The sequence below is a fragment of the Paenibacillus sp. VTT E-133280 genome (assembly GCF_002264385.1).
GTDB classification, from domain to species: domain Bacteria; phylum Bacillota; class Bacilli; order Paenibacillales; family Paenibacillaceae; genus Paenibacillus_AQ; species Paenibacillus_AQ nitricinens.
On sequence record NZ_NFUX01000019.1, the window covers coordinates 69,333 to 84,399 of the forward strand.

General features: G+C 44.5%; 13 protein-coding genes. 4 read left to right on the top strand and 9 right to left on the bottom strand.

The window, feature by feature from the left end:
* Window positions 1-53: 53 nt before the first annotated feature.
* Window positions 54-1,802: an ABC transporter substrate-binding protein gene (locus CA600_RS11065; protein WP_094870238.1), complete on the bottom strand. Its 1,749-nt coding sequence runs from the start codon at window positions 1,800-1,802 to the stop codon at window positions 54-56.
* A 233-nt stretch (window positions 1,803-2,035) separates the two neighbouring features.
* Window positions 2,036-2,938, bottom strand: coding sequence for an ArsR/SmtB family transcription factor (locus tag CA600_RS11070; RefSeq protein ID WP_094870239.1), 903 nt, complete (start codon window positions 2,936-2,938; stop codon window positions 2,036-2,038).
* A gap of 809 nt (window positions 2,939-3,747) precedes the next feature.
* On the opposite strand from CA600_RS11070, the gene CA600_RS11075 reads away from it, so the two are divergent.
* Window positions 3,748-4,041: a GNAT family N-acetyltransferase gene (locus CA600_RS11075; protein ID WP_042190028.1), complete on the top strand. Its 294-nt coding sequence runs from the start codon at window positions 3,748-3,750 to the stop codon at window positions 4,039-4,041.
* 83 nt (window positions 4,042-4,124) lie between these two features.
* Window positions 4,125-4,970 carry a GNAT family N-acetyltransferase gene (locus CA600_RS11080; RefSeq protein WP_094870240.1) on the top strand — a complete coding sequence of 282 codons (846 nt, stop codon included), beginning with the start codon at window positions 4,125-4,127 and terminating at the stop codon, window positions 4,968-4,970.
* A 78-nt stretch (window positions 4,971-5,048) separates the two neighbouring features.
* Here CA600_RS11080 and CA600_RS11085 read toward each other — a convergent pair whose 3' ends face one another.
* The 4 genes from CA600_RS11085 to CA600_RS11100 form a co-directional block, all read right to left on the bottom strand.
* On the bottom strand, window positions 5,049-5,804 hold the full coding sequence (locus CA600_RS11085; RefSeq protein ID WP_143812133.1) for a hypothetical protein: 756 nt from the start codon (window positions 5,802-5,804) through the stop codon (window positions 5,049-5,051).
* A 25-nt stretch (window positions 5,805-5,829) separates the two neighbouring features.
* Window positions 5,830-6,282 carry a flavodoxin gene (locus tag CA600_RS11090; RefSeq protein ID WP_094870242.1) on the bottom strand — a complete coding sequence of 151 codons (453 nt, stop codon included), beginning with the start codon at window positions 6,280-6,282 and terminating at the stop codon, window positions 5,830-5,832.
* Between the two features lie 169 nt (window positions 6,283-6,451).
* On the bottom strand, window positions 6,452-6,817 hold the full coding sequence (locus CA600_RS11095) for a VOC family protein (RefSeq protein WP_076299603.1): 366 nt from the start codon (window positions 6,815-6,817) through the stop codon (window positions 6,452-6,454).
* Between the two features lie 92 nt (window positions 6,818-6,909).
* Window positions 6,910-7,770 (bottom strand): helix-turn-helix domain-containing protein, encoded by an 861-nt coding sequence (locus CA600_RS11100; protein WP_094870243.1) that lies wholly within the window; start codon window positions 7,768-7,770, stop codon window positions 6,910-6,912.
* A 228-nt stretch (window positions 7,771-7,998) separates the two neighbouring features.
* Here CA600_RS11100 and CA600_RS11105 point away from each other — a divergent pair, with 228 nt between their 5' ends.
* Window positions 7,999-8,862: a class I SAM-dependent methyltransferase gene (locus CA600_RS11105; RefSeq protein ID WP_042190039.1), complete on the top strand. Its 864-nt coding sequence runs from the start codon at window positions 7,999-8,001 to the stop codon at window positions 8,860-8,862.
* Between the two features lie 3 nt (window positions 8,863-8,865).
* On the top strand, window positions 8,866-9,612 hold the full coding sequence (locus CA600_RS11110) for an RluA family pseudouridine synthase (RefSeq protein ID WP_094870244.1): 747 nt from the start codon (window positions 8,866-8,868) through the stop codon (window positions 9,610-9,612).
* Window positions 9,613-9,719: 107 nt separating this feature from the next.
* Here the strand turns inward: CA600_RS11110 and CA600_RS11115 are convergent, their stop codons facing one another.
* The 3 genes from CA600_RS11115 to parE all read right to left on the bottom strand — a co-directional run bounded on the left by CA600_RS11115 (window position 9,720) and on the right by parE (window position 14,999).
* A complete protein-coding gene (locus CA600_RS11115; RefSeq protein ID WP_094870245.1) occupies window positions 9,720-10,151 on the bottom strand; it encodes a MarR family winged helix-turn-helix transcriptional regulator in 432 nt (143 codons plus the stop codon).
* A 170-nt stretch (window positions 10,152-10,321) separates the two neighbouring features.
* Window positions 10,322-12,763, bottom strand: coding sequence for a DNA gyrase subunit A (gyrA, locus tag CA600_RS11120; protein ID WP_094870246.1), 2,442 nt, complete (start codon window positions 12,761-12,763; stop codon window positions 10,322-10,324).
* A 253-nt stretch (window positions 12,764-13,016) separates the two neighbouring features.
* Complete coding sequence (gene parE, locus CA600_RS11125) at window positions 13,017-14,999, bottom strand: DNA topoisomerase IV subunit B (RefSeq protein WP_042190046.1); 1,983 nt, start codon at window positions 14,997-14,999, stop codon at window positions 13,017-13,019.
* Window positions 15,000-15,067: the final 68 nt, after the last annotated feature.

Genomic DNA, 15,067 nt, shown 5'->3' on the forward strand with positions numbered 1-15,067 from the left:
TCCTTATGATTTGTCCCCTGCCCAAGAATCTAGAACAGGGGACACTGTTTTATTTATTTCAGGCTCCAAGTTGGCAGACTGCCAGCAAGACCGATGAACGGGCTGACCGATAGATTCTCAATACGTCCGTTATAGGCGTATACAGTCTTTTTGTAACTTGTGAAAATAATAGGCAGTTCATCATTGAAGAGCTGGTACAGCTCTTTGTATACCGCTTTGCGGGCTTCAATATCTGTAGTTGCCAAAGCTTTATTGTATAACTCCAGGAATTTCGGATTGTCATAATCCGTGATCTCGCCATCAAAGAATTGCATGAACCCGTCAGACGGATCAGTCAACATACTTGTGGAGAAGGATACGAGGTCGTAATCCCCACCTTCTACCTTAGATACCAGTGAGTTAAAGTCTGCGAACACCTCAGGCTGGAAGTCGATACCCAGTGCTTCAAAATTCTCTTTCGCTACAGCGATGAAAATATCTGTGTTTTTACTCTTCGAACCGAGGTAATGAATGCTGAGCGGTTTGCCATCTTTTTCACGGATACCACCCGCTCCTACAGTCCAGCCGGCTTCATCGAGCAATTGTTTAGCTTTTTCCGGATCATATTTGTAAGGATTAATGCCTTCCTCCGTGTAAGACCAAGAGATTGGGGATGCCGGAATGTTCGCAATAGAACCTGCACCTTGTGCTGCATCCACATAAATACTCTGACGATCCAAACCGTACACAATAGCTTGACGTACAAGCTTATCCTTGAGCTGCTCATGTTTCAAATTGACTTGCAGGTATCCGTACGTGCTTGGAGTGTAAGGAATAATATTCACAAAGCCGAGCGCTTTCAGCTTCTCGATATTCTCGTCTGTTGCACTAAAAGAAGCGTAGTCTACCTCACCCGTTTCTACGAACTGCCATACATCGCCTTCCGTAGTTTTGTAGATGAAATGTTCTGTCTTTGGTTTACCTTTGAAATAATTCTCATTCGCTACAAAACGTACCTCTTGCCCCGGAATAAATTTCTCCAGCTTGTAAGGTCCATCCCCCAGTGGCTTCTCATGCAGCTTCTTGATGTATTCGAGATTTCCAAATGTATAGTCCTTGCCATAGTAAGCTTTAGACAATACATTCGAGCCGAGCTGTACCAGCGCTGTTGCGTTGGGCTGCTCAAGCGTAGCTGAGATCGTCTGTGGATCAATCACCTTAATCCCTTCTATCTTTGGAGAAGTACCTTCTTTATAGGCTTTGCCGCCTTTAATATTTAGGGATGGAAGCTGCGAGCTACCGTCATACGATTTGTCGTATTGGATCGTCCAAGTAAAGGCTACATCATCCGCTGTTAATGGAGAACCGTCGCTGAATTTCAAATCTTTTTGCAAATGGAACGTGTATGTAAGCTGATCGTCCGAAACATCCCAGCTCTCCGCAAGCTCCGGTGTTGGAATACCTTTATCGTCTACAGTTACGAGAGATGCGTATAGCAGTGAGGATACATTGCCATCATAACCACTTTGCTGAAAATACGGAGTGAAAGCTCCACTTGGGTCCGTTAACCCTACGATAATGGTGTCTGTGCGTTTCTGTGCAACTGCTGGAAGTTTGGACAAATCGGTTGCGGTAAAAGGCTCGCTTAGCGCACCAGCAGGAACAATTTCTGGCGTAGTTGCTGCTTCCACATTAGTTGAATTGGACCCTTTATCCGCATTGTTCGCGGACGAGGATTCGTTAGTACTGTTGTTAGCGCAAGCCGAAAGTAACAGTGAACCCGTAAGCAGTAATGAAGTGATTACAATCGCATTTTTTCTCATGTACCTATCTCCCTTTTCTCTCTAATAGAATAATAACTATAATTCCTACCTGTTAAGTATGAATAACTTCTGATGTTCATTATAGAAAGGTTTTTAAGTTCTGTAAAGAGAGAACTTTAAAAAAATTCTCCACAAACAGAATTATGCAAATATTAAAAAAAAACAAAAAAAGCCAAAACCCTCTCTGCATAAGAGAATTCTGACCTTCAGACCGTACAATTTATTCAAAATCTTTATTTTAAATAATCAAAAAGCTGCTCATTCATCCGATGAATGCCTTCCAGACGCAGACTATATCCGGTGACATTCTCACCTTCAATATAGGCATGAAGCAAACCTGCACAGCGAAGATTAAAAATATGATCGTGAACGATCCCCTTCGAGATTCCTGCATGCTTTACAATTTCGGTAAACGTTTTGCGGCCACCGCTAAGGGCTTGGAGGATTTTCAGGCGGCTTTTTTCGCTTAGACTACGAATCGTTCTGTACATAAATGGTGAAATCTCTTCGTTCTCTATCGAAATCCAGGCCGCATAATGACAGATCGTTAATTCACCGTAGCAATAGATGATATTAGCAGGCTGAAAATGGTACTGTGGAATCAGAACGAGCTTCTTGAGCCCATCCGTAGGAATGAAGTAAAATCCGTTGGTCGTCTTGTTCACAAAATCAGCCGTTTCCAGTTCATTAAGCTCCATGTTCTTCAAATCTACATGCTGCTGTAATTTGCTTAGAATCGCAGGATTACATTGACTAAAGTACTGGCGGTTCCATTCGGAGAGTAAAAATACTACGCGATTACGGTAATCCTCCATATGGCTTGGAAAAACCTTTACATATTTTGATAAGGTCTCATATAACTCGCCAACAGATAACCCTTCAATCCAGTTCAACACACTGTCTACATCATCCTTAAATGGACAACAGTAAATGAGCAGATTCAACATTTTCCATTCATTATTTAGTTCGGTTTCTTTCAGGCGTGATAGCAGTTCTTGACTGAGGCTGCTCTCAATTTCTGTGACCCACGCCATTCCTAAATCAATCTTCTTATAGGATTTTTTGCACAAATAAGTATGTAAGCTGTTCAATAATTCATAAATGGACCTAAATTCAACCTCAACCTTGTATTCCACAATGATTCCTCCTGCTAGCGGTTCTTTTCAGTAGTGAGATATTCTCTTAATCTTATTGTATTATCCTGAGTATACGCAAGCTACTTTATAAACGGGAGTGCATAAAAATTCATTGACTGCTGATTGACTGCTCATTGACTGCCGTTTGACCGCAGAATTTCTGCGTATCTAACTTTAATTTAGGTTTGTTTGCGAGGTGTTCGTGCAAGGGGACTTCTACTCGTAAAATACAGCTAAGGGACATTTCAGTACGGTTGCATCGAGGATCTTAACCCATGCGATCAACCACCTAGTCATAGCGATTCCATCGGTAAAATATACTCGAACGAAGTTGCTATCGGACACAGTGGACCTTATACGAAGTATTCCCCTAATTTTTGGGTTTTCCTAAGGATAGCTGCAATGGAGTCCGAAAGCTCCAATGGATGATTATGATGACAGGAGTTTTGGACATGTTGAGGTCTCAAGGATTCCCATGTTTCCGGCAGTCCTGGATGTTCCTGCATCAGAGTGCCGGGAATGTCTGGCCCGCCTTACATATCCAGCACAATAGCTTGTCCAGAAATTCCAGCCCCCACCTTCTCGGCTCGCCAAAAGTCACTCGATCGCGTCAGAACAAACATTACAAGCAACTGCCTCGAGTAACAAAAGCGCATTATTCACACCAGTAATCCTAACTTCCTCGATAAATCCATCTATGGAACGCCATCAAACATCCAGGGCGAGCAATCAATCTGCTTCGTTCCTCGCTTTTTGCAAATCGTGGTAGTAAAATATAGGCAATAACATTTTAGGAGTGAAGCCATAAGATGCAAATTCAAACTGGAACAGGACGTTTTTTTGTTGCGAATGACGGGAAGGACCTTGCTGAGATCACATACAGTTTGGATAAAGATGCTGGGGAATTGGTCATTGACCACACTCGTGTCTCTGAGGAACTGCGCGGTCAAGGTACCGGTGAAGAACTTGTACGGGCTGTTGTAGATAAGGCTCGAAATGAAAATTTGAAAATTGTTCCTGTGTGCTCCTATGCAGCTCATCAATTCGAGAAGCATCCGGAGTATAAGGACGTGCTGAGCGGAAACACAGGCGAGCGAGACTGATCTCCGTTCCCGTTTCCGTGAAGCTTTATTAACCTATTCGAACTAATACACTTAGTTCAAATACACATTAGGAGGAAACGGGTTTGACTACTACCGATACTTTGAGAAATATAGAAGAATTACAAGAACGCTGTGAGCAATATGACGGAATTTCACTGAAATTGAATTGGGATATGCTTCGCCAGCCATCAAGCGTAGGAGATACGGAATGGCTCGTGACTTATGAAGATGAATTACTCGTCGGCTTCTTAGGACTTTATGGATTCGGAAGCGATATGGAGGTCTGCGGCATGGTTCGGCCAGGCTACCGCCGACGGGGCATCTTCACCTCACTGTGGAACCGAGCGCAGACTATTATCCAACGGGGCAATGTCGCTACCCTGCTTCTAAACGCTCCCGCTGCTTCGTCATCTGGTGTAGCATTCCTTCGAACACTACCACTACAGTTTAATCATGCAGAATACCAAATGAAATGGGGCGGAAATTCGGTTGCTTCTTCTGAAGCAAGCTCAGCCACAGGGACTGTGATCTTACGCCCTGCTCGTGAAGACGAAGCCCCAATTCTTGTTGAGCTGGATTGTGGAGGCTTTGATATAAAGACAGAAGATGCTGCCGAACTCTATGACCTGCAGAAACAGGAAGGCCTGCAAGAACATATTATGATCGAAATGGATGGACAACCTGTTGGTAAAATGCGGCTGTGGACCGAAGATAATGAAACCTGGATTTATGGATTTACTGTCAGCAAGAAGCTACGGGGGCTAGGCATTGGACGAAGTGCCCTTCTTCAAACGATCAAACGAGAACGTAAAAACTATAATGGAATTAATCTCGAGGTCGCTCTAGATAATCCCAATGCGCTTAAGCTATATGAAAGCTGTGGCTTTATCATTCAGAATAAGCAGGATTATTACCGTTATATCGGCTAATCCATAGAAATAAAGCCTCCTGTCTAATGGGCGTTTTCGCCTGTAGAGCAGGAGGCTTTATTTTATTATAAGAAGTAATCACATGAGCCCAAAGCCTCCAACATTAGCTTCGCCTCTATCATTTCTACGGTCACTACAGTTTAATGAGCCATCCGCGTGCACTTCCTGCTCCAGAAATACAGATAACAATCGAACATAATCCAAAGACTCCTTATACGGGACTGCATTTCCGTTGTAAGAGTATTTACGACCCTCTAGCAAGGAGTAGATTTCCACGGTCTCCGCAGGTTCACCGTAAGCCGCATAACAAAAGACGTTAGTCATATGCAAAAAGCCCGCAATTGTATCCTCATTGCCATTCACCATAAATTTCTGAATGTTCAGGCTTCGACCATTCTGAATAGAATTCCAAGCTAATTGAGTAATCATCGAAAGCTCCAAGTTCAGCTCCGGGACTGGCACATACCACTGCTCGTATAGCATAACCGGAATTTCCAGTAAATGATTGGTCGAAACGATACGCATTAGTTCATCCGCTATACTTGTCTTGATATCCCAATATTGCAGTAATGAAGGAAAAGCATCCCCTCTAGGCGGCCAACGACGCTCTAACAGAAATTGTATCGGTATCTCCCTTCGAACTTCAGGCAGCAAACTATAAAAGTCGTTAAGTGTATGCCCTACAGCATATTGAACCTGCTGGCGCCAGCGTGGGAGCCCGGTCGCTGGAGCTCCGCTTGATAAATTCTCGGCCCCTCCAAGCATAATGTGCTCCACTCGATAATCATGCAGTCGTTTATATGGAGGCGTATGTAAATTCACTTGTTTCTTCATCCAACTTCCTGCTGGCCCGCCCATCCTATGATGCCACCATACAAGCTTCGATAAATTGACGACCGAATTGACGGCAGGCTTCTTTTTCAGCAGCGTTCGGGCCATATTCAATCTTAAGACTATCCTGTAATATCACAGCTCCACGTTCCTTTAACTTCTCCACGAATAAGTCCACGGCTCCACAATAAATCGCGTACCCTGTGTCTCCACTTCCAAAAACTGCTGACTTCATAGCAGTCAAATCAAGCTCATCCATCTCCTCATAGAAATCAAGAGCTTCATCTGGTATCTCTCCATCTCCCCAAGTATATGCTCCTAACAGAACGCCTTCATATGAATTTATCTCAACCGCATTACATTCAGTGACCGATTTCAAAACGGCTTCACCACCTGCTTGGCGTATTCCCTCTACAATCAACTCAGCCATTTCCTCAGTGTTTCCAGTTAGACTGGCGTATGCCACTAGCACTTTAGTCATCTTTCTGTTCCTCCCATTACTAAACATAAAATTTAAATGATGTGTGCTTCACCCCCATTCTATTTGATAATGATTATCATTGTCAAATGAATAAAATAAAAAAAACGCAAACTCCCGTTTAATCACACGGTTGATGTTTGCGTTCAATCCCTTTTTTGTTCAAAATTATTTAGTATGCTCCTTCGAGCAAGGTAATGTGATTACCATCTGGATCGCGGAAATTCATTTCTTTCCCGCCATACGCCATCGTAACCGGTGGCTGACAATCCAGTCCCTTAGCCTTTAACTGCTCGTACGTCTCATCGAGATTATCGCAGCCGAATACTAAATTAACAAAGCCAGTCGTGAGCTTTTCCCATTTCGTCTCATCCCAAATGATGATTCCAGGCTGCTTCTTGTCGAATCCAATCTTTGCACCATCAAAATTTCCGTAGCCTTCGAACGGAATTGGAATCCCTAGCACCTCCGAATAAAATGCAGCCAACGCAGCAGTATCCTTAGTGTAGATGTTAGTACCTTCAAAAGACGAAATCATAATTTGTCCCCTTTCATTCTCATCATCATAGTATCCATTTCTTACTTGAGTTTAACAAGGCTAGCATCCTTTGTATTGCAAAAATGCGACATTTATCTGCCCGCATAGACTAAAGCCTCAAGTGGTGTTCTTCCTGCATATTTCTTAAAACTGTTTAGAAAATGAGGCTGATGGCTGAATCCATAAGTAAAAATAAGATCCTGAATATTCTTCGTCTGCACAGGTAGTTGATACATTTCCCGCCATACATTCTGAAATCGCACAAGGTCAGCTGTTTTTTTAGGGGATACACCTACGTATTCTTGAAAAAGTCTTTCGAGTTGGCGTCTGCTTAGATTAGAGCTGGTTTCCAAATCCTCAGCTGTTACCACACCCTTTTGTTTAATTAGGGTATAAATTGCATTCATCATCCGATCATTAGTCCGTCCTCCACGCTCAAGACGCTGAAAAAGATATGCCTCAGCTGCTGCTATCCTTTCATTCATAGAATTTGCTTGTTCCAGCAGAAGTCCTAGCTCTTTTTTAAAAGTACAAAAGTACTGGTCCACATCTACAAATGCATTCAGGACATCCCGGAGATGGTCATCTGCAAAAAAATGAACGGCCCAGAAATGAAATCGGATACCAAAGGTTGAGATCATACCCTTCCCCCTGTCTGAAGGGACTTCAAAAGGAGCATCATTGATGCCGGAAAAAACGGTAGTTGTTAAGCCTGTCGATTCATTCAGATTCCAAATAATGTCCATGCATGTATCTGGAATAATGGTTTCCATTCGAATTTTGTAACCAGATGCCTTGTCCACTACGTGAACGGATGCCTCTGTAGAAATACGCGGTGTAACAGAGCCCCAGAAACAGCGAATATATGGCTGCAAAGCTCGACTAGGTAGAAATTCACTAGTTTGTGCTGGATTTGCAGTTATCGGGAAATATAGAGGTGCGAGATTGAACATAAGCTGCTATTCTCCGATCATAAATATTGTAAAGACTCTGGTATCTGATCATACACAATCATTGCTTGATCTGCCAGAATAATAGCTGTGAGCATGGAAATATTATACACATTATCTTCATTGGATAAAATAAGCAGAGTGTTGGGCTTGTGCTTATTTTGTTTGTAGCTATATGGTGAAATGATGTACAATAAAGGCTAAATGAATTTTTGAAGGATGGATTAAAAAATGTATATAGCTAGCGACTGGAAAGACTATGAAGTAATTGACACTGGCGGTGGAGAGAAGCTTGAACGTTGGGGTGACATCATCCTGCGCCGTCCGGATCCACAAATTATTTGGCCACTCTCCAATGAGACAGCGAAATGGCGTGATGTACACGGTCATTATCACCGTTCCTCAGCGGGTGGTGGACAATGGGAAATGAAGAAAACAATTCCGGATGATTGGAAAATTAGTTACGGAAAATTAAAATTCCATTTGCGTCCTACGAATTTTAAACATACAGGGTTATTCCCTGAACAAGCGGCCAACTGGAGCTGGATGATGGACAAGATTGCGGCTGCTAACCGTCCGATCTCAGTACTAAATCTATTTGCTTACACAGGTGGAGCTACTGTAGCCGCAGCAAGTGCCGGCGCTTCGGTTGTTCACGTGGATGCAGCCAAAGGAATGGTGCAATGGGCAAAAGAAAATGTCCAGCTGTCCGGCCTAGGCGAGCGTCCAGTTCGCTACATCACGGATGACGTATTCAAATTCGTACAACGTGAACAACGTCGTGGTAGTAAGTATGATGCGATTATCATGGACCCGCCTTCCTATGGAAGAGGGCCTGGCGGAGAAATGTGGAAGCTGGAGTCCAGCTTATATCCTTTCCTTGAGAGCTGTATGCAAATCATGAGCGACAAACCTTTGTTTATGCTAATCAATTCATACACCACTGGGATTTCTCCAACGGTCCTACGTAATATGTTGTCGATGACCATGGGTAAACGTTATGGCGGGAAGCTCACCTCCGGTGAAATCGGTCTTCCGATCACTTCCTCCGGCATGAACCTGCCATGCGGTATTCTGGGACGCTGGGAGGCGTAAGCCATGACACAGCATTTATCTGGCAGCAACGAGCCGCTGGACGGAATATCGAAGCGCTTTGAAGTGTTATACGAAGATAATCATCTTCTAGGCATAGTGAAGCCCGTGAATATTCCTGTTCAGGAGGATGCTACTGGAGATCCTGATCTGCTCAATCTGCTCAAAGAAGATGTGAAGGAACGCTTCAACAAGCCTGGCAACGTCTATATGGGGCTAGTCCACCGCCTGGATCGTCCAGTTGGGGGTGCAATGATCTTTGCCAAGACATCAAAAGCAGCATCAAGACTATCCGAGTGTGTCAGAACTCACAGCTTTCATAAGGTGTACTTAACGGTCGTGCACGGTAAACCACCAGCATCTCATGGCCGTCTTACCGATACACTGCTTAAAGACGCCAAGAGCAATACCGTCACTGTCGTCCGTAAAGGAACCCCCGGCGGTAAGGAAGCCATGCTGGATTACACAGTACTTGGCAGCGCTGAGGGTTACAGCCTGCTCAAGATCGATTTACTCACCGGTCGTTCCCATCAAATTCGAGTGCAGCTCAGCTCCATCGGCTGCCCATTATACGGTGATCAGAAGTATGGGGCTTCGGTGAACAGACCTGGACAGCAAATTGCACTGTGGTCTGCACTTGTAGGCTTTCCCCACCCTGTTACTAAAGAAGAAGTAGAACTTATTTCCCTGCCCCCGCAAACCCATCCTTGGGATTTATGGTCCAAGGAATTACAAAAGAAGGCTATCCGTTAATGGATGGCCTTCTTTTGTAAAAATAAGTGTTGTTGTACTTTTTTAATAGCTTGTCATCGCAAGCTTGTACCTCAATCTATTTCTCCGGCCCTTGTCACCCCGATTATTCATGGTGTAGAACCTTCCGGTGTTGTTGTAACAACCATTTTGCCCATTAAATAGAGTAGTAGCTGTTGGTTATGAGAGGATATCGGATCAAGCGCTTCTGCAAAAAAATCACTGCGGATCTTCAAACCACGTGCAGTCTCCTGCGTTCCAATTTCCGTTATACTCACCCATACAATACGGCGATCCGCAGCATCTCTCTCCCGAATGATAAGCCCATTTTTCTCCATCCGATCAAGTAACATAGTAACCGCTGCAGGACTGGTCGCCAGATGTGGAGCCAGATCAGAAGGCTTCATGGCATCACGTTCCTGAAGCAGTTCAAGTACTGTGAGTTGGGCATCCGTTAGCGATGGGGCAAGATTACTGTCCATATGTAGTTTGTAATCTTTTAAAATTTTATGCCAAATTTTACTGAATTCAGAAGCGTGCACACTGATTCCTTCCTTTCCTTGCGGTTCTATCCGGTATAACTACATTTTCGCGAAACAAATTCCATTTCCTGCAAAAGAAGAAAAATAAATCTTCATAACTGATAAGCGAGAAAATTAAAAAAGGCACGTAGTCAATTCTCAAGAAGAATTGACTACGTGCCTTGGCTTGTTTACTTCACTGCTGGGAAAAGATTAACAATCTCATCCTTTTTCTCCACAGGGACAATCTGTTTGCCTGTAGAACGACGCTCTCCAAGTGGTGCAGATTCAGAAGAGAACGTGTGATGTGCATTCTCCCGTGTAATTGCATTAAGTTCCAGCGGCTCTCTGCAATAGAAAGCCCCTGCCAATTTACTGCCATTTGGCCGTACTCGCTTGCCTTCCTTAAATTCAAAGGTTGGCATCCCTTTGCCACCGCGGCTTTGAGATGGATAATCCACTAGTAATGAACGTTTCGCATATCCGATATCGGAGATAGAAAGGATCTCACCTTCATCTTCACTGACCCAGAAGCAAGAAATCACCTCATCGCCCTCACGAAGCTGAATGCCTCTTACACCGGATGCAACACGGCCCATAGGATTAACTTCATTCTCATGGAATCTAATACTCATTCCTTCACGAGTCACTAGTACAATGTCCTTGTCATTCGTACTAGTAACGACTGTAATGATCTCATCACCGTCTGCTACCTTACAGGCTGCTACGGCTCCAGAGCGGCTTGTAGAGTATTCCTTGAGCTCTGTACGCTTAACCTGACCTCTGCGGGTGATAAACACAAGGCTTTGCTGCGGATCATCAAGATTATTGACCGGAATCACGCTAATGATTCCATCCCCTTTAGACAACCCGATAACGTTAACAATCGCAGTACCAGGTTCTTTCCATTTAAACTCTGGAATCTGGTGAACCGGAAGTAAGAAGTACTGCCCCTTGCGCGTAAATACCAGCAGACTGTCACGGGTATTCACATCGAGCAGCTTAACGATATGATCGCCTTCTTTAACGCCTGAAGTATGACGTTCCCCACCAGAGCGGGTAAAGGAAAGCATACTTGTACGCTTAATATAACCGTCTGCGGAAAGTGCTACTAGCACATCCTCTGCGTTGACCAGCGCTTCAAGGCTAACCTTAAGCTCCTCAACTTCGCCTTGGATGAGCGAACGGCGATCGATCCCGTATTTGTCGCGGATCTCCAGCAATTCCTTACGGATTACAGCTACGAGCTTCTTGTCACTTTCCAATATGCCACGCAGATGTGTAATCTTGACCATCATTTCATCCAATTCTTTTTGGAGTGAAGTAATCTCCAAATTCGTCAGACGATACAATTGTAAGGTAAGAATAGAATCCGCTTGACGTTCACTGAACCCGAACATCCACACGAGATTGTTCTGAGCGTCCTGACGGTTCTTCGATGCTTTGATGGCAGCGATGACCTCATCAAGAATATTCAGTGCCTTAACCAAGCCCTCTAAGACATGAGCACGGTCTTCTGCGCGTTCCAGATCAAATTGGGTGCGGTGAGTCACTACTTCACGCTGATGCGCGATATAGGCCTCCAGGATGGCTTTAAGGCCAAGCTGTTGCGGAGCCTTGTTGACGATCGCCACCATATTGAAGTTATAGGTAATTTGAAGATCGGTTTTTTTGAGCAGATATGCCAAAACGCCTTGGGCATCCGCTTCTTTCTTGAGCTCCACTACAATCCGAAGTCCTTCTCGTCCACTCTCATCACGAACTTCAGCAATGCCATCGATCTTCTTCTCTAATCGAATATTCTCCATGGAGGTAACTAGTCGTGATTTTACAATCTGGAATGGAACTTCCGTAATCACGATTTGTTGCTTGCCGCCACGCATATTTTCAATCTCAGTCTTGGAGCGTAAATAAATACGGCCTTTACCAGTACGGTAAGCATCCATGATGCCATCTCCGCCCATAATAGTGCCGCCTGTAGGGAAATCCGGACCTTTCATAAAGGTCATGATATCTTCTAGTTCAATATCCGGCTTCTGCATCACTGCGATACAAGCATCAATAACCTCCCGTAGATTATGTGGCGGAATCTCAGTGGCAAAGCCTGCGGAAATCCCACTCGTGCCATTTACGAGTAGATTCGGATACCTGGAAGGAACAACTACAGGCTCTTTGGCTGTATTGTCAAAGTTGTCCTTAAACAGCACCGTCCGCTTCTCGATATCACGCATCATCTCCATTGCAATCGGAGATAAGCGTGCTTCCGTATAACGCATTGCCGCAGCTGGGTCATCGTCCATCGAGCCCCAGTTGCCATGACCGTCAACAAGAACATGCCCCATCTTCCATGGCTGTGCCATACGAACCATACCATCGTAAATCGAGGAGTCACCATGTGGATGGTAATTACCCATTACATCCCCGACGGTTTTGGCTGACTTGCGGTACGGCTTGTCAGGCGTGTTGCCAGAATCGTACATCGCATAAAGAATCCGGCGCTGTACAGGCTTAAGTCCATCGCGGACATCGGGAATCGCCCGGTCCTGAATAATATATTTGGAATACCGACCAAAGCGGTCACCGACGACCTCTTCCAGAAAAGCCGGCAAAAATTGTTCTGATAAACTACTCACTTTGCTCACCTTCTGTTCCTCAAACTTTCCGTTTTATAATAGTATGGTGCTTCTCATGAACACTCCTGGGATTCTTGGACTTCCAGCCGCTGTTGTCTCCAGATTTCTTTGATTATACCGCTAATGCGGATAAAATCAGGAGACAAAGTTGGACGCTATCGCTCCTACAGTTCCAAAATTCCCCTACGTTCCAAGAATTACCAAGCTTTTAGAAAATCGGGATTATCGTCACTTGCAGCACTACTAACTGCAGCTACTCTACAATTTCAGTGAAATCGACATTTTCAACAATCCAACGTTTACGAGGATCGACCTTATCACCCATCAGTGTAGAAACACGACGCTCAGCCTTAGCCGCATCCTCAATCTGCACTTGAAGCAGTGTACGCGATTCTGGATTCATCGTTGTTTCCCACAGCTGATCAGGGTTCATCTCACCCAATCCTTTATAACGCTGAAGCTCGAAGTTTTTGCCGAATTCCTTTAAATAATTTTGCAATTCTTCGTCACTCCATGCATATCTTACGGTCTCCAGCTTGCCCGTTTTGCGGGTCAGCTTATAAAGCGGAGGCTGGGCGATAAAAACCTTTCCGGCATCTATTAACGGCTTCATATAACGATAGAAAAATGTCAGCAGCAGCACCTGAATATGCGCTCCATCTGTATCCGCATCGGTCATAATGATAATTTTGGAATAATTGCTGTCTTCGACGGTAAAATCCGGGCCAATTCCTGCACCAATCGTGGAAATGATTGCTTTATATTCATCGTTCTTCAGGATATCCAGCAGCTTGGCTTTTTCCGGATTCATAGGTTTCCCTTTTAGCGGCAAGATCGCCTGAATCTTTGAATCACGGCCTTGCTTCGCTGAGCCACCGGCTGAATCACCTTCTACGATGAACAGCTCAGTACGTGTAACGTCCTTGGACTGCGCAGGTGACAATTTCCCACCAAGATTCGAGCTCTCGCTACGTTTCTTACCTGTACGAATCTCATCGCGGGCTTTGCGAGCCGCTTCCCGAGCCTTCGAAGCCTGAATTGATTTTTTCAAAAGACTCTGCGCTACCTGTGGGTTTTCTTCCAGGAAACGAGCCATATTCTCAGATACGATATAGTCTACTGCACTACGGGCAGAAGCACTTCCGAGCTGATCCTTCGTCTGTCCAACAAACTCAACCTCGGACATTTTAACACTAATGACAGCCATCATACCTTCGCGCAAATCATTTCCTTCTAAATTCTTATCCTTTTCTTTAAGCAACTGTGTACGGCGGGCATAGTCATTTAACACACGAGTATACGCAGTCTTAAAGCCCGTCTCATGAGTACCCCCGCTACGAGTAGGAATGGAGTTAACGAAAGAAGCCAAGGTTTCCGTATAGCCCCCATTGTACTGAAGAGCTACCTCCACTTCGATATCGTCTTTTTCTGCGCTGAAGTGAATAACGTCATGCAGAACATCCTTGCCCTCATTCAGGAATTGCACAAATTGGCTTGCTCCACCCTCGTAAAAGAACTCGTCCTGACGATTACTCCGCTCATCATGCAGCGTAATACGCAGACCGGAATTCAGAAAGGCAATCTCCTGTACCCGCTCTGCCAGCGTGTCATAATTCAGGGCAATTCCATTTGGAAAGACGCGAATATCCGGTTTAAAAGTAATTTTCGAACCGGTTTTGTTGGTGTTGCCTAAGATTTCAAGGCCCGTTACCGGCTCGCCAACATGCTCTTTCCCCTTCTTGTCCACCCAATATTCAAAACGTTGACGATGGATTTTGCCCTCACGATAAATCTCTACTTCAAGCCATTCAGACAAAGCATTCGTTACTGAAGCCCCTACGCCATGCAAACCGCCTGATTTCTTGTAACCAGATCCACCGAATTTACCGCCTGCATGCAAAATTGTAAATACAACCTGCGGCGTTGGCACTCCTGTCTTATGCATTCCAGTTGGAATTCCACGGCCGTTGTCTGTCACTGTTACTGAGCCATCTTTGCGAAGTAGTAAGTCAATCTTCGTACAATACTTGGCTAAATGCTCATCCACAGCATTATCTACAATTTCCCATACTAGATGATGTAGTCCCGAAGAACTTGTACTGCCGATATACATGCCAGGTCGTTTGCGCACTGCAACCAGACCTTCGAGCACTTGAATGTCGTCAGCATCGTATCCAGTACGGCTATTCTCGCCGTTATTAGAAACTTCAGCAAACATATCGATCTGTTCGAGCATTCATGCTCCTCCTTCTTTTCTCTATACTAAAGCATTAGCGCCTTTGGCGTCCTTATAAGGACGGTAAG

Bases quoted from the DNA above. Each gene is read 5' to 3' on its own strand.
- CA600_RS11065 (WP_094870238.1), bottom strand. From the start codon at position 1,802: ATGAGAAAAAATGCGATTGTAATCACTTCATTACTGCTTACGGGTTCA.
- CA600_RS11075 (WP_042190028.1), top strand. From the start codon at position 3,748: ATGCAAATTCAAACTGGAACAGGACGTTTTTTTGTTGCGAATGACGGG.
- CA600_RS11085 (WP_143812133.1), bottom strand. From the start codon at position 5,804: ATGAAGAAACAAGTGAATTTACATACGCCTCCATATAAACGACTGCAT.
- CA600_RS11090 (WP_094870242.1), bottom strand. From the start codon at position 6,282: ATGACTAAAGTGCTAGTGGCATACGCCAGTCTAACTGGAAACACTGAG.
- CA600_RS11095 (WP_076299603.1), bottom strand. From the start codon at position 6,817: ATGATTTCGTCTTTTGAAGGTACTAACATCTACACTAAGGATACTGCT.
- CA600_RS11100 (WP_094870243.1), bottom strand. From the start codon at position 7,770: ATGTTCAATCTCGCACCTCTATATTTCCCGATAACTGCAAATCCAGCA.
- CA600_RS11105 (WP_042190039.1), top strand. From the start codon at position 7,999: ATGTATATAGCTAGCGACTGGAAAGACTATGAAGTAATTGACACTGGC.
- CA600_RS11110 (WP_094870244.1), top strand. From the start codon at position 8,866: ATGACACAGCATTTATCTGGCAGCAACGAGCCGCTGGACGGAATATCG.
- parE (WP_042190046.1), bottom strand. From the start codon at position 14,999: ATGCTCGAACAGATCGATATGTTTGCTGAAGTTTCTAATAACGGCGAG.